The 25,508-nt window shown below is 72.3% G+C and carries 21 protein-coding genes; 11 read left to right on the forward strand and 10 right to left on the reverse strand.

From position 1 onward, the window contains the following. Nucleotides 1-10: 10 nt before the first annotated feature. Nucleotides 11-1,936, reverse strand: a complete 1,926-nt coding sequence (iolD, locus tag DB033_RS18530) for a 3D-(3,5/4)-trihydroxycyclohexane-1,2-dione acylhydrolase (decyclizing) (protein ID WP_111768457.1) — start codon at nucleotides 1,934-1,936, stop codon at nucleotides 11-13. A gap of 678 nt (nucleotides 1,937-2,614) precedes the next feature. Here iolD and DB033_RS18535 point away from each other — a divergent pair. Next, nucleotides 2,615-4,117, forward strand: a complete 1,503-nt coding sequence (locus DB033_RS18535; protein ID WP_205844031.1) for an aldehyde dehydrogenase family protein — start codon at nucleotides 2,615-2,617, stop codon at nucleotides 4,115-4,117. Nucleotides 4,118-4,273: 156 nt separating this feature from the next. Here DB033_RS18535 and DB033_RS18540 read toward each other — a convergent pair whose 3' ends face one another. Beyond that, the gene (locus DB033_RS18540) at nucleotides 4,274-6,253 is read right to left on the reverse strand and encodes a 3-oxoacyl-ACP synthase III family protein (protein WP_111768458.1); all 1,980 of its coding nucleotides are present in this window, start codon (nucleotides 6,251-6,253) and stop codon (nucleotides 4,274-4,276) included. 136 nt (nucleotides 6,254-6,389) lie between these two features. Between DB033_RS18540 and DB033_RS21715 the strand changes: the two genes are divergently transcribed. Further along, nucleotides 6,390-6,857: an alpha/beta-hydrolase family protein gene (locus tag DB033_RS21715; protein WP_111768459.1), complete on the forward strand. Its 468-nt coding sequence runs from the start codon at nucleotides 6,390-6,392 to the stop codon at nucleotides 6,855-6,857. A gap of 90 nt (nucleotides 6,858-6,947) precedes the next feature. Here the strand turns inward: DB033_RS21715 and iolB are convergent, their stop codons facing one another. Beyond that, nucleotides 6,948-7,859: a 5-deoxy-glucuronate isomerase gene (iolB, locus tag DB033_RS18550; protein WP_111768460.1), complete on the reverse strand. Its 912-nt coding sequence runs from the start codon at nucleotides 7,857-7,859 to the stop codon at nucleotides 6,948-6,950. A gap of 212 nt (nucleotides 7,860-8,071) precedes the next feature. Between iolB and DB033_RS18555 the strand changes: the two genes are divergently transcribed. From DB033_RS18555 to DB033_RS18590, 8 genes are all read left to right on the forward strand, one after another. Next, nucleotides 8,072-8,809 (forward strand): GntR family transcriptional regulator, encoded by a 738-nt coding sequence (locus DB033_RS18555; protein ID WP_111768461.1) that lies wholly within the window; start codon nucleotides 8,072-8,074, stop codon nucleotides 8,807-8,809. Nucleotides 8,810-8,878: 69 nt separating this feature from the next. Continuing rightward, nucleotides 8,879-9,733: an EamA family transporter gene (locus DB033_RS18560; protein WP_111768785.1), complete on the forward strand. Its 855-nt coding sequence runs from the start codon at nucleotides 8,879-8,881 to the stop codon at nucleotides 9,731-9,733. 117 nt (nucleotides 9,734-9,850) lie between these two features. Then, nucleotides 9,851-11,497, forward strand: a complete 1,647-nt coding sequence (locus DB033_RS18565; protein ID WP_205844032.1) for an ABC transporter transmembrane domain-containing protein — start codon at nucleotides 9,851-9,853, stop codon at nucleotides 11,495-11,497. Then, nucleotides 11,494-13,260, forward strand: a complete 1,767-nt coding sequence (locus DB033_RS18570) for an ABC transporter ATP-binding protein (RefSeq protein WP_111768462.1) — start codon at nucleotides 11,494-11,496, stop codon at nucleotides 13,258-13,260. The genes DB033_RS18565 and DB033_RS18570 overlap by 4 nt, the downstream gene beginning before the upstream one ends. A gap of 122 nt (nucleotides 13,261-13,382) precedes the next feature. Beyond that, nucleotides 13,383-13,772 carry a tautomerase family protein gene (locus DB033_RS18575; RefSeq protein WP_111768463.1) on the forward strand — a complete coding sequence of 130 codons (390 nt, stop codon included), beginning with the start codon at nucleotides 13,383-13,385 and terminating at the stop codon, nucleotides 13,770-13,772. A gap of 47 nt (nucleotides 13,773-13,819) precedes the next feature. After that, nucleotides 13,820-15,211, forward strand: a complete 1,392-nt coding sequence (locus DB033_RS18580; protein WP_111768464.1) for an MFS transporter — start codon at nucleotides 13,820-13,822, stop codon at nucleotides 15,209-15,211. Nucleotides 15,212-15,336: 125 nt separating this feature from the next. Beyond that, a complete protein-coding gene (locus DB033_RS18585) occupies nucleotides 15,337-16,335 on the forward strand; it encodes a Gfo/Idh/MocA family oxidoreductase (protein ID WP_111768465.1) in 999 nt (332 codons plus the stop codon). Beyond that, nucleotides 16,332-17,354 carry a Gfo/Idh/MocA family protein gene (locus tag DB033_RS18590; protein WP_111768466.1) on the forward strand — a complete coding sequence of 341 codons (1,023 nt, stop codon included), beginning with the start codon at nucleotides 16,332-16,334 and terminating at the stop codon, nucleotides 17,352-17,354. The genes DB033_RS18585 and DB033_RS18590 overlap by 4 nt, the downstream gene beginning before the upstream one ends. A 115-nt stretch (nucleotides 17,355-17,469) precedes the next feature. Here DB033_RS18590 and DB033_RS18595 read toward each other — a convergent pair whose 3' ends face one another. From DB033_RS18595 to dnaB, 6 genes are all read right to left on the reverse strand, one after another. Continuing rightward, a complete protein-coding gene (locus DB033_RS18595) occupies nucleotides 17,470-18,051 on the reverse strand; it encodes an NADPH-dependent FMN reductase (RefSeq protein ID WP_111768467.1) in 582 nt (193 codons plus the stop codon). Between the two features lie 77 nt (nucleotides 18,052-18,128). Continuing rightward, nucleotides 18,129-18,476, reverse strand: a complete 348-nt coding sequence (locus tag DB033_RS18600; protein ID WP_111768468.1) for a winged helix-turn-helix transcriptional regulator — start codon at nucleotides 18,474-18,476, stop codon at nucleotides 18,129-18,131. Nucleotides 18,477-18,520: 44 nt separating this feature from the next. Then, entirely contained in the window at nucleotides 18,521-19,489 is a 969-nt protein-coding gene (locus DB033_RS18605; protein WP_157970794.1) for a GAF and ANTAR domain-containing protein, read from the reverse strand. A 148-nt stretch (nucleotides 19,490-19,637) separates the two neighbouring features. Next, nucleotides 19,638-20,654 (reverse strand): aldo/keto reductase family protein, encoded by a 1,017-nt coding sequence (locus tag DB033_RS18610; RefSeq protein WP_111768470.1) that lies wholly within the window; start codon nucleotides 20,652-20,654, stop codon nucleotides 19,638-19,640. A 294-nt stretch (nucleotides 20,655-20,948) separates the two neighbouring features. Continuing rightward, nucleotides 20,949-21,905: a nucleoside hydrolase gene (locus tag DB033_RS18615; RefSeq protein WP_111768471.1), complete on the reverse strand. Its 957-nt coding sequence runs from the start codon at nucleotides 21,903-21,905 to the stop codon at nucleotides 20,949-20,951. A gap of 75 nt (nucleotides 21,906-21,980) precedes the next feature. Next, complete coding sequence (dnaB, locus tag DB033_RS18620; RefSeq protein ID WP_111768472.1) at nucleotides 21,981-23,372, reverse strand: replicative DNA helicase; 1,392 nt, start codon at nucleotides 23,370-23,372, stop codon at nucleotides 21,981-21,983. A 584-nt stretch (nucleotides 23,373-23,956) separates the two neighbouring features. On the opposite strand from dnaB, the gene DB033_RS18625 reads away from it, so the two are divergent. Next, nucleotides 23,957-24,319: a VOC family protein gene (locus DB033_RS18625; protein WP_111768473.1), complete on the forward strand. Its 363-nt coding sequence runs from the start codon at nucleotides 23,957-23,959 to the stop codon at nucleotides 24,317-24,319. Between the two features lie 149 nt (nucleotides 24,320-24,468). Here DB033_RS18625 and DB033_RS18630 read toward each other — a convergent pair whose 3' ends face one another. Continuing rightward, nucleotides 24,469-25,320, reverse strand: coding sequence for an alpha/beta hydrolase (locus DB033_RS18630; protein WP_111768474.1), 852 nt, complete (start codon nucleotides 25,318-25,320; stop codon nucleotides 24,469-24,471). Nucleotides 25,321-25,508: the final 188 nt, after the last annotated feature.

Here is a 25,508-nt window from a genome sequence, read left to right on the forward strand (position 1 = left end):
GCGTGCGGGGTCAGCGACCGGCGGGGCGGTGGTAGTCCCGCTGGGTCGCCTTGTTCTTGTCGTAGGCGACCTTGGCCTGCTGGGTGACGTCCAGCGTCGAGACGTCCGCGACGGGGACGTCCCACCAGCCGTCACCGGACGGCGACTGGTGCTCGAGGTCGGTGTCGACGTGCACCATGGCCGGCTCGTCGCCCGCCTTGGCCTGCTTGAGGGCCTCACGGAGCTCGTCGAGGGTCTTCGCCCGGTACACCGTGATGCCCAGGCTCTCGGCGTTGGCGGCCAGGTCAACCGGCAGGATGCCGCCGTCGAGGCGGCCGCTGTCGGCGTTGCGGTAGCGGTACTTGGTGCCGAAGCGGGCCACGCCCAGCGACTCCGACAGTGCGCCGATGGAGGCGTAGCCGTGGTTCTGCAGCAGCACCACGATGACCTTGATGCCCTCCTGGACGGCCGTGACCAGCTCGGTCGGCATCATCAGGTACGAGCCGTCGCCGACGGTGATGAACACGTCGCGGTCGGGGGCGGCCATCCGGACGCCGATGCCGCCCGGGATCTCGTAACCCATGCAGGAGAACCCGTACTCGACGTGGTAGCCCTTGCGGTCGCGGGTGCGCCACATGCCGTGCAGGTCGCCGGGCAGCGAACCGGCGGCGCAGACGACGACGTCCCGGGCCTCCATGACCTCGTCCACCGCCCCGAGCACCTCGGACTGGCCGAGGACGCCGTGCTCGGCCCCGAAGCCGCTGTGGAAGGAGGCGACGACCTCGTCGTCCCAGGCCTTCGCCCGGGCGGTGGCGTCGGCCCGGTAGGCCGCGTCGGTGGTGTGGCCGTCCAGCGCGGCCGTGAGCGCGGTCAGCGCCTGGCGGGCGTCGGCGAGCACCGGCAGACCGGCGTGCTTGACCGCGTCCAGGGAGGCGACGTTGATGTTGACGAACTGGACGTCCGGGTTCTGCCAGATCGTCCTGGACGCGGTGGTGAAGTCGGAGTACCGGGTGCCGATGCCGATGACCACATCGGCCTGGCGGGAGAAGTGGTTGGCCGCAGGCGATCCGGTGGCGCCGACGGCCCCGAGGTTGAGCGGGTGGTCGAACGGCAGGGAACCCTTGCCGGCCTGGGTCTCCCCGATCGGGATGCCGGTGGCCTCGACGAAGGTGCGCAGCGCCTCGTTGGCGTCGGCGTAGGTGACGCCGCCACCGGCCACGATGACGGGCCGCTTCGCGCCGCGGATGATCGCGGCGGCGGCCTCGACGACCTCGGGCTCGGGGATCGGCCGGCCGATGCGCCAGACCCGCTCGGCGAACAGCGCCACCGGCCAGTCGTGGGCCTCGGCCTGCACGTCCTCGGGCAGCGCGATGGTCACCGCACCGGTCTCGGCGGGGTCGGTCAGCACGCGCATCGCGCCGAGCAGCGCGGCGGGGAGCTGCTCGGGACGCCACACCCGGTCGAAGAACTTCGAGAGCGGGCGGAAGGCGTCGTTGACCGAGACGTCGTAGCCGTAGGGCTGCTCGAGTTCCTGCAGCACCGGCGAGGCGACGCGGGTGGCGAAGATGTCGCTGGGCAGCAGCAGCACCGGCAGCCGGTTGATGGTGGCCAGCGCCGCGCCGGTGAGCATGTTGGACGCACCCGGTCCGACGGAGGCGGTGACGGCGAAGGTCTCGAGCCGGTCCTGCTGGCGGGCGTAGCCGACCGCGATGTGCACCATGGCCTGCTCGTTGCGACCCTGGTGGTAGGGCAGCTCGCCCGGGCTCTCCAGCTCCGACTGCAACAGGGCCTGGCCGAGGCCGGCGACGTTGCCGTGTCCGAAGATGCCGAAGCAGCCGGCGAAGAACTTGCGGCGCACACCGTCCCGCTCGGAGTACTGCTGACCGAGGAACTTCACCACCGCCTGGGCGACGGTGAGGCGGATGGTGCCGTCCTGCGCTGCGGGCGTGTGACTCATGCCGGAGCTTCCTTTCACGAGAAAACCGGGTCTTCGAGAACAGCTGTGGTCCGGTCCGCGCCTGGCGGGCGCAGCCGGACGCGGATTCACGACGGGGAGGGCGGGAGCGGCCCGGGGACCGGACGCCGGGACGGTTGCGGCGGGGGGACGAGGCGGCCGGGGACGAACCGGGTGCGGCGGCCGGTCGATCGACCGTCCTGCCGCACACGCCGCCGCTCGGCCATGCTCACCCCTCTCCCGCGATGGCGGTGAGGTCACGCGTGGCCGGCGCCATCGCCCGCAGGGAGAACTCTTGCGGACGACGCGGTGTGATGTCAAGCTTTTGTTAGAACATGCGGACATGTCCAGCGACGGCCCGGGGAGCCACCCCGGCGCCGTCCCGGCCCCGTCCCTGCCGCGTCCCTGCCGCGGTGGACCGCGCGCGTGCGAACGCCTCCGCCGGGCGGCCGACCAGGGCCGCTGGTAGGAGAATGTAGGGCAGCGGGCGCCGACGGGCTCGGGAGAGCCGGCCGGTGCGCCGCCGGGAAGTTCGCGAACCTGTCCGCTCGTTGCACCAGCAGGTCGGCGGGACCCGGGGTGAGGACCTCGGCCCGGCCGACATCAGGCACGGCTGCCGCCGGCCGCCCGGCGACACCCGTCCGGCGCGACCGCCCGGAACGGCCCGATCCAGGAGGAAGCATGACGATCACCACGTCCGAGCCCACGACCACCGGTACCACCGTCCCCGACAGGCCGATGCTCATCGGCGGCGAGTGGGTGCCGGCGCTGTCGGGCGAGTGGAGCCAGGTGCAGTCCCCGGGTCGCCGCGGGACCGTCCTCGCCCGGGTCCCCGTCGGCGGCCCCGAGGACGCCGACCGGGCCGTCCAGGCCGCCCGCGCCGCGTTCCCCGCGTGGGCGGCGCTGCACTTCAAGGACCGACAGAAAGCGCTGCTGAAGATCGCCGACGCCCTCGAGGACGCCGCCGAGGAACTCGCGCTGCTCACCGCCGCCGACACCGGCAACGCGCTGCGCACCCAGGCCCGCCCCGAATCCCAGACCCTGGTCAGCCTGTTCCGCTACTTCGGCGGCGTGGCCGGCGAGTTCAAAGGCACCGTGCTCCCCGCCGGCGACGACCAGCTGCAGTACACCCGCCGCGAGCCCCTCGGCGTCGTCGCCGGGATCCTGCCCTGGAACTCGCCGCTGATGATCGCCGGCATGAAGACCCCCGCGTCGCTGGCCGCCGGGAACACCCTCATCCTCAAAACCGCGCAGGAAGCGCCCCTCACCATCCTCAAGATGGCCGAGATCGCCAACCGCTACCTGCCGCCCGGCGTCATCAACGTCGTCACCGGCCCCGGCCGCAGCATCGGCGAAGCGCTGCTCACCCACCCCGGCGTCGACAAAGTGTCCTTCACCGGCTCCACCGAGGTCGGCCGGCACGTCGGTGAGGTCGCCGGCAAACGCCTCGCCCACGTCTCCCTGGAACTCGGCGGCAAGAGCCCCAACATCGTGTTCCCCGACGCCGCCACCCCCGACACCATCGACGCCACCACCACCGGCGTGCTCACCGCCATGCGCTTCACCCGGCAGGGCCAGTCCTGCACCGCCGGGTCCCGGCTGTTCGTCCACGCCGACGTCTACGACGTCTTCCTCGCCGCGCTCATCGAAAAGGTCAAGCAGCTCAAGGTCGGCGACCCACTCGACGAGACCACCGACATGGGCTCCATCATCAACGCCAAGCAGTACGAATCGATCATGGACTACATCAACGACGGCAAATCCCAACCCGGCGTCCAGGTACCGCTGGACGGCGCCGACTTCGTCGGCGAAGGCCTCAACGGCTACTACCAGGGCCCCACCATCTTCGCCGCCGTCGACAACAGCTGGCGCATCGCCCAGGAAGAGATCTTCGGACCCGTCCTCGTGGCCATCCCGTGGACCGACCGCGACGAGGTCATCCGGATGGCCAACGACTCCACCTACGGCCTCGGCGCCTACATCTGGTCACACAACCTCACCGACGCACTCGACACCGCACACCGCATCCAGTCCGGCTGGGTCCAGATCAACCAGGGCGGCGGCCAGGTCATCGGCCAGTCCTACGGCGGCTACAAAGCCTCCGGCATCGGCCGCGAATTCTCCCTCGAAGGAGCCCTCGAAGGCTTCACCCAGACCAAACAGATCAACGTCAAACTGGGCTGAGACGACTTTCGGGGTGGTTCTGACCGATCACCGGGCAGAATCACCCCGCAAGTGACCCGACGGCCCGCGAGATGCCGTCCCTCCCGGTGACCGGACGAACGACTTTCGGGGTGATTGTGACCGCAGAGCGGACAGAATCACCCCGAAAGTTTCTTTTCAGCCGCCGAAGGCGATGCCGGCGTCCTCGAACTTGCCGCCGGTGGGCACGTTGTCGATGTCGGTGGCGGTGGGTGACGGGGCTCCGGTCTCGACCGCGGCCGACCAGCTGGGCGCGATCACCGCGGGGTCGATGGTCATCACCGAATAGCCGGCCACCGCACCCGCGCCGAACCCGGGCGCGAAGATCTTCACCGGCGCGTCGATGACCCCGGCGGCCACCGCGTCGGCGATGGCGATCGGGATCGACGCCGACGAGGTGTTGCCCATCGTCTCGATGTTGAAGAACAGCTTGTCCTCCGACAGGCCCGACGCCGCCGCCAGTTTCAGCACCATCGTCTTGTTGGCCTGGTGCGGCACCACCAGCTCGACGGTGCTCCACGCCGAGTCCTCGACCCCGCCCGGGTCGGGCAGCGCCTGCAGCTCCTCGATCATCTGGCCGAGGTAGCGGCCGGCCAGGTCCTTGACCTCGGGACCGTAGACGGTGATGTTGTTGTCGAACGCCGGGTTGGGCCAGATGATCGAGTTGACCTGGCTGAACGGCCCGCTGGCGTAGGTCTGCAGCAGGTCGATGTCACCGGGGTGGCCCTCCGGCGCCGGCGCGATCACCATCGCCGCGGCACCGTCGCCGAAGATCATCCGCGACGGCCGGACGGTGCCGATCTTGTCGGAGAACTTCTCCCCGCAGACCAGCAGCACCGGCCGCTCGACCTCCTGCAGCAGCCGCACGCACTCCGAGAGCCCGTACGGCAGACCGGCGCAGGCGGCGACCATGTCGACCGACGAGTGCGTCTGGTAGATGCCCAGCTGACCGGACAGCCAGGTGGCCATCGACGGCATCATCCGGTGACTGGTGCACGAGCAGAAGATCACCGCACCGATCTCCTCGGCCTTGCGCCCGGCGTGCTTGAGCGCGGCCACCGCGGCGTCCAGGGAGATCTCGGACAGGTCGCGGGTGGTGTACATCCGGGACTCGATACCGGTCTTGGAGCTGATGTCCTCGGCGCTCATCGGCGACCAGCAGTAGGCCGCGTTGCGGATGAGGTCTTCGTTGCTGCAGACGATCTCACCCTTGACCACGGCCAGCGACTCGATCCTGGGCAGCACGGCGTATTTCCTGCGGACGTCGGTCGGCGGGTACGGCCGGACCGGCTTGACCGACGGCGCGGCGGTCTGCGTGGCGCCAGGACGGGCGTCGTCACCGGAACTCTTCTTCATCCGGTTGATGAACCGCAGCACGTCGGGGTTGCGCGGCCGGAACGTCACCAGCACGTCGTCGTCGGCGAGGTCACCGACGGCCTTGAGCCGCACCTTCGAGCGGTCCCACGGGTACTGGTTGTGCAGCACCATCGACCAGCGCTGCAGCGCTTCGAGTTCAGGGATGTCGGCGTGGCAGTCGACGATGTCGTCGAAGCTGTGGGTGCCGTAGTCGGGGTCGTAGTCCTCCAGCACCAGGGTCAGCCACCCCGGGTTGGCGAGCGCCTCCGCCACGGTCGGCTTGATCGACGGCAGCGTGGTGGCGTCGTGCGTGCGGTTGCCGAACACGTCGAACAGATCGCGCCAGATGGCGTCCTCCGCGGCGGCGTCCCAGGTCGGGCCCAGCTCGTCGTAGGCCTTGGCGACCGCGCCGATCTTGGCCTCGCTGTCGTGCCAGTGGGCGACGATCGGCAGGAAGAAGTCGTCGCGGTTGCGGGGGGTGTCCCGCCACCGCACCGGTTGCTTGTCGTACATGGTCATCGCGAACCGGTTGACCCAGAACAGGTTCAGCGCGACGTCGCGCATCAGCTCGTACCGGGTGGGGTACTGGCCGGTGTCGATACGGGCCAGGATCTCGGTGCCCTTGGGGGCCTTGGTCTCGAAGTCGCGGCGGATCACCCCGTCGAGCTGGGCCTCCGTCTCGATCACCGAGAAGTCCAGATCCGGCAGGAAGTTGGACGGGAAGACGAGACGACCGTGCTGGTTCACGACGAATGGCTGCACTGACATTCTCCTAACGTCGAGCGGCCTGCGGCCGTCGGCGGCGCCTCCGGGGCAACGTCCCGGGTGGGCTGCGGACGACGACGGCAGGCGGTACGGGGGCGATCTCTGTCGAAGGCTCAGGGGTTGCGCGTCCATTATGGGCGGTGCCCGCCGGACGCGCGGATCGGGGCGCAGGCACCTCCGGGCACCCCGTTCGGCAGCACCGGACGTGACCTGCGGCGGGCGATCCGCGGTGGTGGTGAGGCCCCCGGGTGAGCATCCCGACGTCGGTGACCGACGACGTCGGCGATCCGGAGACCGTCCCGCGTCCGCGCGGGTTCCGGCGGGTTCGCGCCCGGGTGGCCGCCCACCGCCGGCGGCACCGGGCGGGACTGAGCACCCTCGGGCTGGTCTCGGCGTCACCTCGGGGGTGACCTGGTACCCGGCGGTGACGTTCTGCCGGGTCACCGTGGACATGGTGTTCTCCAGCGACATGCCCGACGGGCGCGGGCACCACGACGGGCCGGAACCCGCCGACGCCGGGGCCGAGGTGGCGCCGCCGCCCGGCTGGACGGCCGACGACACCGACCGGCTGCGCGCAGAACCGACCACCGTCGACCCGTGACGGCCCGGACCGTGGCGCCGGACCGGGCAGCCCCGGGGGGGGCCCGGCGGCCATGACGGCTCGACCGCGGAGCTCGGCTCCCGGTGGGGCTCAGCCCGCGGCGGGCTCCGGCGCCGCGTACAGCGGCAGCCGGGGATCGACGGCCTGGTCGGACCAGGTGCCACGGATCCAGCCGTGGTCGGGGTCGTCGCAGATCTTCCAGGCCCGGGTCGGCTCGGGGCCGGCCATCACGTTCAGGTAGTACATGTCGTGGCTCGGCGAGGCGATGGACGGGCCGTGCCAGCCGTGCGGGATGAGCACCACGTCGCCGTCGCCGACCTCCGCCAGGACGTCGATCGGACGCTCCTCGGTGCCGTACACGCGCTGGAAGCCGGCGCCCCTGCCGGTCGCGGCGACGGACGCGTCGGGGGCGTGGGAGCGGAAGCGGTAGTAGTAGATCTCCTCCAGCGACGACTCGACGTCAGAGGTCTCGTCGTGCTTGTGCGGCGGGTAGGACGACCAGTTCGCCGCGGGGGTGATGACCTCGCAGGCGATGAGCTTGCCGGTGTCGAACGCGCCGGGGGTGGCGAAGTTGTTGACCTGGCGGCTGCACGAGCCGGCCCCGCGCAGCTCGACGGGGACACCGGACGCGGGGCCGTAGCGGAACGGCAGCAGCTCGTCGGTGATCGCGCCGGGCAGGGCGAAGGTGCCGCTGGCCGCGCTGGTGACCTCGACGACCTCGGCGATGGGCAGGTAGGCGAAGTCGGTGACCGCGTCGAACACGCCGGACCGCCCGGCCAGGTCGAACTTCTCGCTGCCGATGCGGACGCTGCACGAGCCGGACAGCGGCAGCAGGATCATCTCCTCCAGGCCCGTCTCGAACTGCACGGTCCGTCCCGCCGTCAGGGTCAGCACCCGCAGGCTCGAGTAGCCCCACGAGGCGTCCTCGGGGGTGATGACCAGCTCGAACGGGCTGTCCGCGCCGCCGGTGGAGCCGGCCGGGACGAAGTACGGGTCGGACATGGGTACACCCTCACTGTCGGTCGCTCACGCGGGGACGCCGGGCCGGGTCGACAGGCCCGCGGCCTGCTCCGACGTCGACGGACAGACCGACGGTGAACGGAAATCGCGCCTGTCAAACGGTTGTTCGTACATACTGTCATCGGTGCGACATTGTCGCCATACTGGAACGGCCGGCCCGGGTACGTCGCCGGCGAGACCCGGAGGGTGCACCCATGACCGACCTCGTGATCGACCTCGATCGTTCCAGCCCCATCCCGCTCTACTTCCAGGTCGCCCAGGAACTCGAGAAGGCCATCACCACCGGGCAACTCGGGCCCGGGGCGAAGCTGCCCAACGAGATCAGCCTCGCCGACAACTTCGGGCTCAGCCGGCCCACCATGCGCCGCGCGATCCAGGAGCTGGTCGACAAGGGCCTGCTGGTGCGCAAGCGCGGGGTCGGCACCCAGGTCGTGCACGGCGAGGTGAGCCGGCCGGTCGAGCTCACCAGCCTGTTCGACGACCTCAGCCGCAACGGCGCCGCGCCGCGCACGACGCTGCTCACCCGCGAGGTGATCCCGGCCGACGACCGGATGGCCGGGCAGCTGGACATCGCGCCCGGCAAGGCCATCCTGCACCTGCGCCGGCTGCGCTTCGCCAACGGCGAGCCGCTGGCCATCATGGAGAATTTCCTCCCCGAGGACCTCGCCGACCTTCCCGAGAAGGACCTCGAGGAGCGCGGGCTCTACCAGATGATGCGCAGCCGGGGCATCCACATCCGGGTCGCCAAGCAGCGCATCGGTGCCCGCACCGGGACCACCGAGGAATGCCGGCTGCTGACCGAGCGCCGCAACAGCCCGCTGCTCACCATGGACCGCTCGACCTACGACGACTCCGGTCGCACGGTCGAATGGGGACACCACGTCTACCGCGCCAGCCAGTACTCGTTCGCGGTCACGCTCGTCGACCACTGAGCGGTCGCCGTCCTTCCTCGCCCGGTGACGTCCTCGCCGCGGCTGTCGGCTGCCCGCGCCGGCGTCCTGATGGCCGTCGCGTCGATGAGCTGCGTGCAGATCGGGCTGGCCGCCTCCGTCGGACTGTTCGACCGGCTCGGCGCCGCCGGCACGGCGTGGCTGCGGCTGGCCTGGGCCGGGGTGCTGCTGTTGGTGCTGGTGCGGCCGTGGCGGGTGCGGATCAGCCGGTCGTCGCTGCTGGTCTGTGTCGCGCTCGGCGTGGTCACCGCCGGGCTGACGGTGCTGTTCATGGCGGCGGTGCAGCGGTTGCCGCTGGGGACGGCCAGCGCACTGGAGTTCCTCGGCCCGCTCGGCGTCGCGGTGGTCCGCGGCCGGGCCGCCGGCCGGTGGTGGGCACTGGTGGCGGCGGTCGGGGTGCTGGCGTTGACCGAGCCCTGGCACGGTGACGCCGACCTGGTCGGAGTGCTGCTCGCGCTCGGTGCGGCGGTCTGCTGGGCCGGCTACATCCTGTTGACCCAGCGTGCCGGCGACGAGGTGAGCGGGCTGAACGCACTGGCGATCTCGATGCCGGTGGCCGGGCTCGCCGCGACGCTGGTGATCGCACCCGGTACGGCCGGCCGGCTGGACGGCGGGCTCGTCCTGGCCGGCCTCGGTCTGGCGCTGCTGCTGCCGGTCGTCCCGTTCAGCCTGGAGCTGCTGGCGCTGCGCCGACTCAGCGCCGCGTCGTTCGGCACCCTGATGAGCCTCGAACCCGCCCTCGCCGTGGTGGTGGGACTCGTCGCGCTGCGACAGGTACCGGGCTGGGTGCCGCTGATCGGCGTCCTGCTCGTGGTGGCCGCCGGGATCGGTGCCGAACGCACCGGGGCCCGCCCCGAACCGGCCGCCGGCGACCTCCCGGTGGTGGAGCCGCCACGGTCCCCGTGACCACGCGGGGCCGGCGGTGCCGCGCTCCGCGGCGGCGCCGGATCTCCGGTGCGGCTCACCCCGGTCCGTACGATCGGACCGCGGGCCGGTGGCCTGACCGAGATGGAGGAGACTGCCGTGTCCGGCGCTCGTGCGGTGCTGTGGCAGGCGTTCGTCGGCCAGCGGCGGTGGGGACTCGGGGCCGCCGGCCTGTTGATGATCTGGCAGATCTGTGAGGCGTCGGTCCCGCTGCTGATCGGCGCCGTCGTGGACGGGCCCGTCCGCACCGGCGACGGAGCGGGGATGGCGCTGGCCGTCGGCGCCCTCGCGGTGGTGTTCGGCGTGTTGACCAGTGCCGGCCGGTTCGGCGGCCGCTGGCAGGTGGCGGCGGTGCAACGGGCCGCGCACGCGGCCCGGGTCGTGCTCACCACGCACGTCCTGGTGCCCCGCGCGGGGCGGGTCCCCCGCCGCCGGACCGGGGTGCTGCTCTCCGTGGCCTCCGAGGACGCCCACCGGGTCGGTGACATCAACGGCGTGCTGCCGGCGCTGGCCGGGGCGCTCGCCTCCCTGACGGTGGCCGCCGTCGCGCTGCTGGCCATCTCGGTGCCGCTGGGCCTGATGGTGCTGCTGGGCATCCCGCCGCTGCTGCTGGTGCTGCACCTGCTGGGCAAGCCGCTGGAGCGCCGCTCGGGCGCCGAGCAGGCCGGGGCCGCCGAGGCGACCACCATCGCCACCGACATGCTCACCGGCCTGCGGGTGCTCAAGGGAGTCGGCGGCGAGGCGCCCGCCCTGGCCCGCTACCGGGCCGCCAGCCGGCGGTCGCTCGCCGCGACGCTGCGGGCGGCCCACGCCGAGTCGATCGTGGTGGGGGCGACGATCACCCTGACCGCCTCGTTCCTGGCCGCGGTGGCCCTGGTCGGGGGCCGGTTCGCCGCCGAGCGACGCATCGACGTCGGGCAGCTCATCGCCGCCGTCGGGCTCGCCCAGTTCCTCATCGGCCCGTTCAACCAGCTGGGCTACGCCGGCGCGCGGTGGGCGAAGGCGCGCGCCTCCGCCGTGCGCGTCGCCGACGTGCTCGCCGACGCCCCGGCCACCGACGCGACACCGTTGCCGCCGGAGCCGGCCCACCGGGGGCTGACCGTGCGCCGGCCCGGCTTCGAGCTGCACGTCCGGCCGGCCGAGACGGTGGGGTTGGCCGCCTCCCCCGACGTGTCCACCGCGCTGGTCGACCTGCTGGCCACCCGGGACGCCGACGACGTGGCGGTGGTCTGGAACGGCACCCGGCTGACCTCCCCGGCCGCGGCGGCGGGCGTGATCGTCGACCGGCACGACTCGCAGCTGTTCCAGCAGAGCCTGCGCGACAACCTGATCACCACCCCGGCGTCGGCCCAGCGGATCGACGCGGCCCTGACCGCCGCCGACGCCGGGCAGGTCGCCGCCACCCTGCCCGACGGCCTGGACACGGTGCTGCAGGAGCGCGGGCGGTCGCTGTCCGGAGGCCAGCGGCAGCGGGTCGCGCTGGCCCGCGCCCTCGCCGCCGATCCGGACGTCCTCGTGCTGCACGACCCGACGACCGCGGTCGACACCGCCACCGAGGAGCGCATCGCCGCCCGCCTGACGGGCATGCGTTCCGGCCGGGGAACCCTGCTCGTCACCACCAGCCCCGCCCTGCTGGCCCGTTGCGACCGGGTCGTGTTCATCGACGCCGCCGGCCGCGCCGCCCACGGCACCCACACCGAGCTGCTGCACGGCGAGCGGACGTACCGCGAGATGGTGCTCGGATGACGGCCGGCACCGAGCTGCACCTGCCGACCGCGACCACCCGGGACGCCTGGCGCACGGTCCGGGCGCTGCTCCGGCCGCGCCAGGGCCGGGCCCTGGCCACCCTGGTCCTGCTCACCGTGGCGAACGCGGTGGCGCTGCTGGCGCCGCCGCTGGTCGGGCACATCGTGGACCTGGTGCTGGCCGGCGAACCGGCGTCGGCGATCACCGTCCCGGCGGCGCTGCTGCTCGCCGTCGCCCTCGGCCAGGGCGTGTTCGGGACCCTCGGCGCGGTGCTCGTCGCCCACGTCGGCGAGGAGTCGCTGGCCGAGCTGCGCGAGACGGTGATGGCGCGGGCACTGCAGCTGCCCCTGGCGCGGATCGAGCGTGGCGGCACCGGCGACCTCGTCGCCAGGGTCAGCGGCGACGTCGCGGTGCTCGCCGGCGTGACCCGGGTCGTCGTGCCGGCGGTGACGGGGTCGGCGTTGACCGTCGGCCTGACCTTCGTCGGGCTCGCCGCGCTGGACTGGCGGTTCGCGCTGGCCGGGCTGCTGGCGGTGCCGATCCAACTCGACGCGCTGCGCTGGTACCTGCGGCGGTCCGGACCGGTGTACGCGGCCGAGCGGGTCGCCGAGGGCGCCCGTACCCAGCAGCTGCTCGACTCCCTCGGCGGCGTGCAGACGGTGCACGCCTTCGGCCTGGCCGACCAGCACGTCGGCGCGGTGACCCGGACGTCGCAGCAGGCCGTGGATCTCGCGCTGCGGGCGGCCCGGATGGCCAGCATCTTCTTCGGCCGGCTCAACTACGCCGAGTTCGTCGGGATGGCCGCCATCCTCACCGCCGGGTTCTGGATGGTCGACAGCGGTGCGGCCACGGTCGGCACCGCGACGGCGGCGGCGCTGTACTTCCACCGGCTCTTCGACCCGATCAACACCCTGCTGGCCCTGTTCGACGAGGCCCAGCAGGGGCTGGCCGGCCTCGCCCGGCTGGTCGGCGTCATCCGGACGCCGCTGCCCCCGCCGCCGGCCGCACCGGCGGCGCCGGTCGACGGCAGCCTCACCGTGGACGGCGTCGAGTTCGGCTACGCACCGGGATCGTCGGCCGTGCGGGGCGTCTCGCTCACCGTCGCCGACGGCGAGCACGTGGCGCTGGTGGGGGCGAGCGGCGCCGGGAAGACCACGCTGGCGAAGCTGATCGCCGGTGTGCACCCCGTCCGGGGCGGCCGGGTGCTGCTCGGCGGGGTCGCCCTCGACCAGATCGAGCCGCACCTGCTCCGGGCGTCGGTGGCGCTGATCTCCCAGGAGAGCTACGTGTTCGCCGGCTCGCTGGCCGACGACCTCCGGCTGGCGGCCCCGACGGCGACCGACGCCGCGCTGGACGACGCGTTGCGCCGGGTCGGCGCCGGCGACTGGTTCGACCGGCTGCCCGACGGGCTGGCCACCGCCGTCGGCGAGGGCGGGACGCCGCTGACCGCCGCGCAGTCCCAGCAGCTCGCGTTGGCGCGGCTCATCCTGGCCGATCCGCGGATGGCCATCCTCGACGAGGCGACCGCCGACGCCGGCAGCGCCGGGGCCCGCCGGCTGGACGCGGCGGCGGTCGAGGCCCTGCGCGGACGCACCGCGTTGATCGTCGCCCACCGGCTGTCACAGGCGGTGACGGCCGACCGCATCGTGGTGATGGACGACGGCCGGATCGTCGAGACGGGAACCCACGACGCCCTGATCACCACGGGTGGGCCGTATGCGGCGCTGTGGTCGTCGTGGTCACGGGCCCGGCGGGTGGACTGACCGCGTTTGTGCAGATGTCAGAACAAAGCTTGACATCCGCCGCCGGCGTCCGACAGGGTTGACGCACCGGGCGACGACGTCGGTGGATCCGCCTCCGGACACTCCGCCCGCGAGGAGATGCGATGCCACTCGTCCGGATCGACCTGCAGGCCGGCCGCACCCCGGCCGAGGTGCGCCGCCTCGCCGACGTCGTGCAGGACGTGATGCTCGAGGTCTTCGCCGCCCCGCCCGGCGACCGGTACCAGATCGTCACCGAACACCCGCCCGGCCGGATCATCGTCGAGGACTCGGGCCTGGGTCTGGAGCGGACCGACGGGATCACCGTGGTGCAGATCGTCCAGCAGGGCCGCGACCGCGCACAGAAGGAGCGGGCCTACGCTGCCCTGGCGCAACGGCTGGAATCCGAGTGCGGCGTCCGCCCCGCCGACCTCATCGTCTCGGTCACCGGCAACAGCCGCGAGGACTGGTCGTTCGGTCTCGGCCGTGCGCAGTTCCTCACCGGGGAGCTCTGACCCCCGCGGGGCCCCACCCGTACCTGACTCGAGAACCCGAGGCACCGATGGACCGCCGCCGCCGCGCGACCGCGTTGCTCGTCGCCGGCACGTTCTTCATGGAGAACCTCGACGGCACCATCATCGCCACCGCGGCACCGGCGATGGCGCGGGCGTTCGGCGTGCAGTCCAGCGACATCGGCATCGCCATCACGGCGTACCTGCTGACCATGGCGGCGCTGATCCCACTGAGCGGCTGGATCGCGCACCGCTTCGGGGTCCGCCGGGTGTTCCTCACCGCGATCACCGTGTTCACCGTCGCGTCGGCGCTGTGTGCGGCCGCACCCACCCTGCCGATGCTGGTCGCCGCCCGGGTGCTGCAGGGGGTGGGCGCGGCCATGATGGTGCCGGTCGGACGGCTGGCGGTCCTCACCGGCATCGACCGGAGCGAGGTGATCCGGGCCATCGCGCTGCTCACCTGGCCGGCCCTCGTCGCTCCGGTCATCGCGCCGGCGCTCGGCGGCTTCTTCGCCACCTACCTCGGCTGGGAATGGATCTTCCTGGTCAACGTGCCGCTCGGGGCGGTGGCGTTCGTGGTGGCGCTGCGGGTGGTGCCGACCGGGGATGGCGTCCGGCCCGCGGGCCTGGACTGGTGGGGGCTGGTGCTGACCTGCACCGCCGTCGCCGCGCTCGTCACCACCGCCGACCTGCTCGCGGCCGAGGCCGACCGCCGGGGGCTCACCGCGGCGTTGGGCGCGGCCGGCGTGGTGCTGCTGGTGCTGGCGGTGCGGCACCTGCTGCGCGCCCCGCACCCGCTGCTGGACCTGACCCTGCTGCGGATCCGCACGTTCCGGGTGCCGCACGGCAGCGGCGGCCTGTACCGGCTGACCATCAGCGCGGTGCCGTTCCTGCTGCCGCTGATGTTCCAGGACGCGTTCGGGTGGTCGGCGGTCCAGGCCGGGTCGATGGTGCTGTTCGTGTTCCTCGGCAACGTCGCGATCAAACCGGCGACGACCTGGATGCTGCGCACCTTCGGCTTCCGCCGGGTGCTGGTGGCGGCCACCAGCGGCGCCGCGCTGAGCATGGTGCTGGCCGGTTCGCTGACCGCCGGGATGCCGCTCTGGCTGGTCGCGGCGGCGCTGACCTTCGGCGGCGTGGCCCGCTCGATCGGCTTCACCGCCTACGCCACCATCACCTTCGCCGACATCGACGCCCCCCGGGTGTCACAGGCCAACACGCTCTCGGCGACCATCCAGCAGATCGCCGCCGGCTTCGGGGTCGCCGTCGGGGCGGTCGCGCTCCGGCTCGGGGACGCGGTGACGGGCACCGGGGGGGACCCCGCCGCCGTCGGCCCGTACCGCTTCGCCTTCTTCGTCCTGGCGGCGCTGACCGTGATCGCGGTGGTCGACGCCGTCCGGCTGGACCCGGCCGCCGGGTCGTCGCTGCGGCCGGTGCGCTGAGCTCTCGTACCCCCGCACCCGAGGCGCCTAGAACGTTCTAGGACGTCGGTGCTAGCGTGAGCTCCGCAGCCGGTCGTCGTGTCGCCGCCCGGCCCCACCCGCCACCCACTCACAGGAGAGTGCCCATGACGCAACGGATCGGCATCATCGGCGCGGGCATCATGGGGGCCGACCACGCCCGCACGGTGCACCGCTTCGTCAGCGGCGCCACCGTCGAACTGCTCGCCGACCTCGATGCGGACCGGGTGACCGCCGCCGCCGACGCGGTCGGGGCCCGGGCGACCGTCGATCCGCTCGCCGTCATCGCCGATCCCGCGGTCGACGCCGTCCTCATCGCCTCCCACGACTCGACCCACGCCGCCCTCGTCCGCGCCTGCCTGGACGCCGGGAAGCCGGTGCTCTGCGAGAAGCCGCTGGCACCGACGCTGGGCGAGTGCCTGGACGTGGTCGCGGCCGAGAAGGCCGTGGTGGGCGACGGTCCCGGCCTGGTCACCCTCGGCTTCATGCGCCGCTTCGACCCGGGGTACGTGCAGATGCGCCGGGACATCGTCGACGGGGCGATCGGCCGGCCGCTCATCGTGCACTCGGTCGGCCGTGGGGTCACGTCCGGTCCAGGGGCCGACGACGAGCTGCTCATCACCGGATCGGCGGTGCACGACTTCGACATCGTGCCCTGGCTGCTCGGGTCGCCGGTCGTCGAGGTCAGCTGGCACGCCCCGGCGCCGAGTTCGCTGGCCGGCTTCCAGGACCCGCAGATGATGCTGCTGCGCACCCAGGACGGCGCGCTGAGCACGGTGGAGAACTTCCTCAACGCCCGGTACGGCTACGACATCCGCTGCGAGGTCGTCGGTGAAACCGGCAGTCTCACGTTGGCCGAGCCGGCCCGGGTGGTCCGCGACCGCGAGCTGTCGCACGGCATCGGCTACGCCCGGGACTGGCGGCCGAGGTTCGCCGACGCCTACCGGCTGGAGCTGCAGGCGTGGGTCGACGGCCTCGACACCGGCACCCCGACCACGCTGGCCACCGCGGCCGACGGGCTCCAGGCCAGTGCCGTCGCCACCGCGGTGATCACCTCGATGCGTGAGGGCGGCCGGACCGTGCGCGTCACCACGGACGTCCGGTGACCCGGGCGCTGCCCGCGTCGCGGGTCCCCGACCCGCGATCCGCGCCGTCGCTGCGCTGGGGGATCATCGGCACCGGTTGGATCGCCGAGCGGTTCGTCGCCGCTCTGCAGGCCTCCACCACCCAGCAGGTCGTCGCGGTGGCGTCCCGCGGCCTCGACCGGGCGACCGCCTTCGCCGAGCGGATGGGCATCCCCGCCGCCTTCGGCAGCTATCAGGACCTGGTCGCCGCCGACACCGTGGACGTCGTCTACGTCGCCACCGAGCACGTCGCGCATCTGGACTGCGCCCGGACCGCGATGCGGGCGGGGAAGCCGGTTCTGGTGGAGAAACCGCTGGCGATCAACGCCGACCAGGCCCGCGAGCTCGCCGCGCTGGCCGACGCGCACAACGTGTTCTGCATGGAGGCGTTCTGGACGACGGCGCTGCCCAAGTTCGACGTCATCCGCCAGATCCTGGACACCGGCATGCTCGGTGAGCTGCAGACGGTGATGGCCGACAACGGCGAGGACCTCACCGGGCACCGCCGGGTGATGGACCCGGCGCAGGCCGGCGGGCCGATGCTGGACCTCGGCACCTACGTCTTCGGACTGGCCCACTGGGTACTCGGACCGCAGCGGCTCGTCGGGGCGAAAGGCACCGATCATCCGTCCGGCATCAACGGTCAACTGTCGGCGATCCTGGCCGACGACGCCGGCCGGCAGAGCGTGCTGCACACCTCGGTGCTCGGCAACACCCCGGTGACGGCGTTCGTCGCCGGTTCGGCGGCCACCCTCGTCTTCACCGACCCGTTCTACCGGCCGGGGTCGTTCGAGGTTCGCTTCGTCGACGGCGAGGTGCTGCGCTACGAGGAGGCGGCCGGCGCGCACGAGGCGCTGTTCTGGCAGGCCTGCGAGGTCGCGCGGTGCGTCGCCGCGGGCCGGCTCGAATCACCGGTCCGACCGCTCGCGGCCTCCATCGCCACCCTCGAGCAGATGGACGAGGTCCGCGCGGCCCTGGGGATCCGCTTCCCCGGCGAGTGACGCCGCGCCCCGGGCCCGATCGCCTCGTCCGCCCGCGTCCACCGGTTCCCGGCGGACCGTCGCCGGACCGGAAGACGCAGGTCGGACCCGGGGCCTGGGTGGAACGCGGCCGGGGTCAGGCGGCGCGGGCGGCGTCCAGCAGCGGCGAGACGGCCGCGGTGAGTGCACCGAGCTCGTCCAGCAGCGCGTCGGCGGCGGAGTTCTGCTCCGGCGTGGGAACGAAGGCGCCGTCGATGATCTGCCGCTGCGGGCCCGCCAGCGCGACGGCAGCAGCCGTGGGGTACATGCGCAACGCACTGACGACCGGCTTCAGTGCCTGCACCGCACGCAGACCACCGGACGCTCCGCCGTAGCTGACGAAGCTGACCGGCTTGTGGGCCCACTCGCCGTGGAGGAAGTCGATGGCGTTCTTCAAGGCGCCGTTGACGCTGTGGTTGTACTCGGGATGCACGAACACCACCGCGTCGCCGCGGTCGACCGCCGCGCTCCACGCCTTGGTGTGGGGCTGGGTGTAGTTGCGGCTCTTCGGGTGGTGGGGCTCGTCGAAGACCGGCAGCGCGAAATCGGCGACATCGAGCACCTCGACGTCGAAACCACCCTGCTGACGGGCCCTCTCGGCGAACCAGGCGGCCATGACCGGGCCGATGCGGCCCGGTCGGGTGCTGCCGATGATGATCTGCAGAACGGGTGCGGACATGGTGTCTCTCCTGGGGGCGTGGCGGATGGGAAAGGTGGGCGACGCTGCCCCGGTGGTGCGGATGCTGCTGTGGGCCGCTACGTCACGGCCGTGGTTGGCTCGGCGCCGGACGGCTCGATCCACCGGTGCGCCCAGGTCGTCAGCGCGTCCATCACCGGCGCGAGCTCGAGCCCGCGCTCGGTCAGGCGGTACTCGACGACCAGCGGTGAGGTCGACACGACCTGTCGATCCACGACGGACGCCGCTTCGAGTTCACGCAGCCGCTGGGCGAGCATCGTGTCGCTGATGCCCGGGATCGCCGCCTTGATGCCGGCGAACCGGTGCTGACCGGTGAAGAGTGCCCGCAGGATGGCGCCCGACCAGCGGGCCCCGATCAGCTCGACCGCCCGGTGGAACCGGACGCAGACGGGGTGGACGACAGGCACTCACTCAGGATACCTGAGCAACTCAGGAAACCTGAGTGACAGGGTCAGCTCGACGACCGTGAGGTCGGTCTCCCCGGGTCCGAAGGGGACCCGTCCCCCGCGGACAGGACGGCCTCGACGGCCACGTCCTCGTCCCGGGAGCCGGCGGCCAGCGCGTCCCGGGCGACCCCGTCGACCTCGGGGTCGTCGGCCGCCGCCCCGGTGGTGGCACCACCGGTCCGGGCCACCGCGTCCGCGACGATCGTCCGGGTGGCGGCGCCGGCACCGCCGCGCGAGCGCTGCAGGTCGGTGACGCCCGGCAGCACCCCGGTGCTGCACAACTCCGCGCTGACGTCCCGCAGCTTGATGTTCAGGTGCTGCGACATCCGCAGCAGCACCGTGAACGCCGCGTCGGCGGTGATGCCGAAGCGTTCCATCAGGATGCCCTTGGCCTGCCCGATGATGTCGCGCGAACCCAGCGCGACCACGATGTTGCGGTGCCGGGCGGCACCGGCCAGGGCGATGCTGGCGTGCGCGGCGAAGACGCGGGCGAGCTCGCGCGTCTCCTCGTTGAACGCGCCGGGCTCGGTGGCGTGCAGGCTGAGCGAACCGCGGATGCTGCCGTCCCCGGTGAGCGGGGTGCACACGATGCTGCGGACGCCGATCGGCGCGACGGTGGTGGCGAACGACGGCCACCGGTCGTCGGCCAGGACGTCGGAGATCAACACCTGGTCGCCACCCTCGGCGACGTTGAGGCAGGGTCCCTCGCCGGTGGCGTTCTGCGCCTCCAGGACGGGACCGGCGAACGCGCCGCTGGACGACTGCCCGGCCAGCCGGTTCCGGCCGGCCAGCGTCGACACCGCGGCCGACTCGACACCGGGGATCAGCTCGACGGCCGCGGACACGATGAAGTCCAGGGACTGGACCTCCTCGGAGAGGTTCTGCTGGATGGCCCGGGCGAGACTGCCCAGACCATCGGCGAACGCGAGCTCGCCGAGCGGCATCGCGTCGCCGCGGTCCATCGTTTCGGACACGCCACACTCCCAGGATCGACGGTGGGCGGGCTCGGGGTGTGAACCGTTCCACCGGTAGTCATGATGCCACCGACGGACGCATCCGCCGTGCCGGGCGGCGCCCCCGAGCGGGTGGCCGGGGGCTGCCGCCGGACGGGTGTCGGACGGGTCAGACGCCGCGCTGCTGCGGGGTCGACTGCGCGACGAGCGCGGGATCGCGGCGGACGACGTCGCCCAAGGCGGTGTCGATGCGGGTCAGCGCCTCATCCGGGATGGTGACGCCGGCGGCCTTGACGTTCTCGGCGACCTGCTCCGGCCGGGACGCCCCGACGAGGGCGGCGGCGACGTTGCGGTTCTGCAGCACCCACGCGACCGCGAGCTGGGCCATGGTCAGGCCCAGCTCGTCGGCGATCGGGCGCAGCTGCTGGACGGCGGTGAGCACCCGGTCGTCCATGAAGCGGCTGATCATGGTGGCGCCGCCCTTGGTGTCCCCGGCGCGGGAACCCTCCGGTGCCGGCTGTCCGGGCAGGTACTTGCCGGACAGCACCCCCTGCGCCACCGGCGACCAGACGATCTGGCTGAGGCCGAGGTCCTCGCAGGTCGGGACCACCTCGTCCTCGATGACGCGCCACAGCATCGAGTACTGCGGCTGGCTGGAGACCAGGGAGATGCCGAGCTCCTTCGCCCAGGAGACACCCGCCCGGATCTGCTCCGGGGTCCACTCGCTGACACCGATGTAGTGCGCCTTGCCGGCGTGGACGATGTCGGCGAACGCCCGCATCGTCTCCTCGAGCGGGGTGAACGTGTCGTAGCGGTGCGCCTGGTAGAGGTCGACGTAGTCGGTCTGCAGGCGACGCAGCGAGGCGTCGATGCTCTCCATGACGTGCTTGCGCGACAGACCCGTGTCGTTCTTGCCCTTGGGGTCGGGCCCGACCGGCCAGTACACCTTGGTGAAGATCTCCAGCGACTCGCGCCGCTGGCCCTTCAGCGCGGCGCCGAGGACCTCCTCGGCGCGACCGTTGGCGTAGACGTCGGCGGTGTCGAAGCTGGTGATGCCCTCGTCGAGGGCGGCGTGCACGCACTGGGTCGCGACGTCGTTCTCCACCTGGGAACCGTGGGTGAGCCAGTTGCCGTAGGTGATCGCGGAGATCTGCAGGCCGGAGTTACCGAGGTATCTGAATTCCATGACCTGAGCATGTACCCGTCCGGGCGGTGCCGTCACACCGCGGGTCGTGCGACGGCCCCACCTGCGGCTCCACCGGCCGCGGGATCGGATGGGTGGAGCCGCGCCGCGGGACCGGACCAGCGGATCACCGACCGCGGGACCGGACCAGCGGGAAGCCGGCCGCGGGACCGGACCAGCGGGAAGCCGGCCGCGGGACCGGACCAGCGAAAAAGCCGACTTCAGGAGCGGACCAGCGAAGAAGCCGACTGCTGACCGCGGGATCACCGACCGCAGGATCGCCGGATCGTTGACGGGCTATCCGGCGACCAGCCGACGCCGGATCGCGGCGGCGCTGCCCTCCGGCGCGCTCAGCACCACGCGGGTGTGGGCACCGGTCTGCGCCGGGTATCCGCGGTAGCGGCCGCGCAGGTCGCAGACGGTCTGGCCGCGGCTGGGGCCGTGGGCGGCGTCGACGTCCACGCGCACCGTCGGGGCGAGCGTCGGGACCACCTCGCCGACGGCGATCGCGGCGGCCAGCGGATCGTGCAGCGCACAGTGCCGGTCACCGAAGACGCTGAGGTAGAACGCGAAGTAGTGGTCGAGCATCTCCCCGAGCGCGACGGGGACGGGGCGTCCGTCGGCGAGCAACGCCTGCCGGTCGTCCTCGTCGAAGCGGTGGAACATGGTGACGTCCAACGGGACCAGCGTGATGTCCCAGGCAGCGGCCATCACGTCCGCGGCGGCCTCTGGGTCGTTGCCGATGTTGGCCTCGGCGACGGCGGTGATGTTGCCCGGCACCAGAGCGGCGCCGCCCATGATCGTCACGTGCGCCACCAGGTCGGGCAGGCCCGGCTCCAGGCGCAGCGCCTCGGCGAGGTTGGTCAGCGGCGCGACCGCGACCACGTGCAGCTCGCCGGGGTGCCGACGGGCCATCTCGACGAGCAACTCGGCCCCCGAGGCCGGTACGGGCGACAGGCCCGACGGTGGCAGGGTCACGTTGCCGATGCCGTTGTCACCGTGCACGTGCGGAGCTCCGCCGCGGTAGCGCCCGGCCTGGGGATCGTGGTTGCCGACGGCCACCGGGATGTCGCCGCGACCGGCGAGGGCGAGCAGGTCCAGGGTGTTGCGGGCACCACCGGCGGCGTCGATGTTGCCGCTCACGGTGGCGATCCCGACCAGGTCGATCTCCGGCGAGTGCAGCAGGTAGACCAACGCGAGGGCGTCGTCGATCCCGGTGTCGCAGTCGAGGAACATCGGGACGGGCGTGGTCATCGGGGGCCTCTCGGGTTGCTGAACGGACTGTCGCACCCTAGCGATCGGCCGTCCCCGTCCGGCACCGCCGGGCTCCTACTGCAGCGCCAGGTCGGTGAAGCGGCTGTAGTGCAGCTGGTGGGCGACGGCGACGGTCATGGTCTGGCCGTTGCGGTGCTTGGCCACGATCAGATCGGCCTCCCCTGCCCGGGGGTCGTCGGACTCGAAGACGTCGGGGCGGTGCACCAGGATGACCATGTCTGCGTCCTGCTCCAGCGAGCCGGACTCCCGCAGGTCGGAGAGCATGGGCCGCTTGTCGGTGCGCTGCTCGGGACCACGATTGAGCTGCGAGATGGCGATGACCGGCACTTCCAGCTCCTTGGCGAGCAGCTTCATCTGCCGGGAGAACTCCGACACCTCCTGCTGCCGGGACTCCACCTTCTTGCCGGAGCTCATCAGCTGCAGGTAGTCCAGGACGATCAGCTTCAGGTCGTCCTTCTGCTTCAGCCGCCGGGCCTTGGCCCGGATCTCCATCATCGTCATGTTGGGCGAGTCGTCGATGAACAGCGGCGCGTCGGAGATCTCGCTCATCCGCTTGACGATCTTCTGCCAGTCCTGGTCCTGCATCTTGCCGGACCGCATCTGCGACAGCTTGATGCCCGCCTCGGCCGACAGCAGACGCATGGTGATCTCGGTCTTGCTCATCTCCAGGGAGAAGATGACGCTGGTCAGGCCGTGTTTGACCGACGCGTTGCGGGCCACGTCCAAGGCGAGCGTGGACTTACCCACGCCGGGCCGCGCCGCGATGATGATCATCTGGCCGGGGTGGAAACCGTTGGTCAGGGTGTCGAGATCGGTGAAGCCGGTGGGCACCCCGAGGGAAAGGCCGCCGCGGCTCTGGATGGCGTCGATCTCGTCCATGGTCGGCCCGAGGAGCTCCTCGAGGACGACGTAGTCCTCGGTGGTGCGGCGCTCGGCGACCTTGTACATCTCCTGCTCGGCCCGGTCGACGATCTCGTCGACCTCGCCGGAGCCGGCGTCCCCCTCGGCGCCGCCGTAACCGAGCTGGGCGATGCGGGTGCCGGCCTCGACCAGCCGCCGCAGCACCGCCTTCTCACCGACGATCTGGGCGTAGAACCCCGCGTTCGCCGCGGTCGGGACCATCGCGGTCAGGTGGTGCAGGTAGACCGAACCACCCACGCGCGGCAGCAGGCCGGCGCGCTCGAGTTCGGCCGACACGGTGATCGGGTCGGCCGGCTCCCCGCGGGAGTACAGATCGAGGATCGCGTCGAACACGTGGACGTGCGCCGGCTTGTAGAAGTCGGCCGAGGTGAGCACCTCGAAGACGTCGGCGATGGCGTCCTTGGACAGCAGCATGCCGCCGAGCACCGACTGTTCGGCCGGCAGGTCCTGCGGTGGTTGCCGGTCGAACGGGACGGCCGCCGGCGCCGAGGCGTTCCGGGGCTTCCACTGTTCGTCCGCTGCCATCCGGGTCCCCTCGGTTCGGTGTCACACCCCTCGCGGGAGGGGTACAGGTGTTCTATCGGATGCCACCGACAGTGCCGGCCGACCGCTGCCCGGTCGGCGACCGGCGGTCTTCGGCGGGACGGCGGACGGCTTCCGGCGAACCGTCGGGCGACCTCGTGCGACGCAGTTGCGAACCTAGGTCCGATAGCCGTTCGCGCCCAACTCCGTGTGTTGATCGACGCGTGGATGGGCTGGGGACAGAGCTCCCGGCGGCGGGCCAAGCACATGTGTCCCCATGTGCACAACTTGGGGACAACTGCGAGGGGTTCCCGTGTCGTCGCAGGTCAGGGTGCGTGATCGGGCTGTGACCTGTGTGGACAGAATATGTTCGGCGCCGCACGGCGTTTCGCGCGAAACGCCGTGTCGGGCGTGTCGGCGGCGGTGACGTACCGTCACGACATCGGCCGCGGTGCCACCCGACCGGGGTATCGACATCACGGCCGGGAGCCGGGAAGGGCAAGCCGGTGGCGTCTTGCTGACCGGCTGTGAGCATGGTCGACTACGGACCACCCGGAGCCGGGAGACGACACACCTGGAGGTGCACCGTGCCGCTGCAGTGGGAACAGGTGGTGGTCGACGCCGCCGATCCGGTCACCCTCGGACGCTGGTGGGCCGCCGCCCTCGACTGGGTCGTGGTCAACGACGACCCCGACGAGTTCGAGATCCAGCCGTCCCCGGGCCGGCTCCCCGGGCTGATCTTCGTCCCGGTCGCCGAGCCCCGGACGGTCAAGAACCGGATGCACCTGGACTTCCGGCCGCAGGACCGGGACGCCGAAGTGGACCGGCTCCGGGCGCTCGGCGCCACCCTCGCCGACGTCGGCCAGGGCGACGTCAGCTGGGTCGTGCTGGCCGACCCCGAGGGCAACGAGTTCTGCGTCCTCAGCGGCCGACCGGCGACCGACGACTGAGAGATGTCGACCCGGATTCAGCCGACCGGGAGCCGACGACCGCGAGACGTCGACCGAGAATCGTCACAGTCGGCGGAGCCGGCCCGCACGGGAACCGGTGTCCGGGGGTGGCCTCGCCCCAGGCCTCGGGCCCGGGTGTGAGCGGTGCCTCAGCCCCGCCCCGTTCCACACTCCGGTGCGCCCCCGTCGGCCCGCATCACCGCGTCGACGACCAGGGGCCCGTGGGCCAGGGCGGCGTCGTTGTGGTCCGCACCCGGTACCGCCACCACCCGGGCGCCCGCCGCGGCGGCGACCGCGAGGCTCTGGGCGGGATCCACGAGACTGTCCCGCTCGCCGTGGACGACGGTCACCGGGACGTCCAGCGACCCCACCGCCCCGTGCACCGGGAAGGTGTCCCACAGCATGCGGCGCACCGGCAACCGCGGGAACTGCGCCGCGGCGACGGCGGCCAGCTCGGTGAACGGCGACCGCAGCACCACCGCCGCCGGCGAAAACCGCCGGGCCAGCGCGACCACCACGGCGCCGCCCAGACTCTCCCCGAAGTAGGTGAGCCGGTGGCCGGGCACCTCGGCGCGCAGGAACTCCACCGCAGCGGTCGCGTCCCGTAGCAGCCCCGGCTCGTCCGGCGCGCCCGGGTTGCCGCCGTAGCCGCGGTAGTCCAGCAGCAGCACGCCCGGACCCCGCCCACCCAGCGCCCGGGCCAGCGCCGCCCGGTCGGCGCGGGACCCGGCGTTGCCGGGCGCGACGAGCACCGTCCGGGCGCAGCCGGCGGCCGCCGGCAGGTACCAGGCGTCCAGGGCGAGGCCGTCCGCCGTGTGCAGCACCACGTCGCGGGCACCGGGAACCGCCGCGGCCGCCGGACCGGGGCGGGTGGTGCCGGGCTGGAAGACGATGCGCCGCTGCAGCAGCCACAGCGCGGCCACCGGCACCAGCAGGACCGTCACGAGCGTCACCGCGGTCAGCACGACGCGCCGGCGCACCCGGGGGCGGGCCCTGTCCATGTGGTCACGGTAGCCGCGGTCCGGTCGTCCCGGGCCGCCGACCAGGGCCCCCTGGAGTACCCGTTCCGGGTGGGTCGACCGGCCCGGAACTCACGTCCTGCAAAGTCCGCGACCGGGGATTGCACGCGACGGAGGTCGTAACACGACCGCAAACCATCACTCCTAGCGTCTGCGCCAACGAGCCAGGG

Source organism: Nakamurella deserti, from assembly GCF_003260015.1.
Taxonomy (GTDB): domain Bacteria; phylum Actinomycetota; class Actinomycetes; order Mycobacteriales; family Nakamurellaceae; genus Nakamurella; species Nakamurella deserti.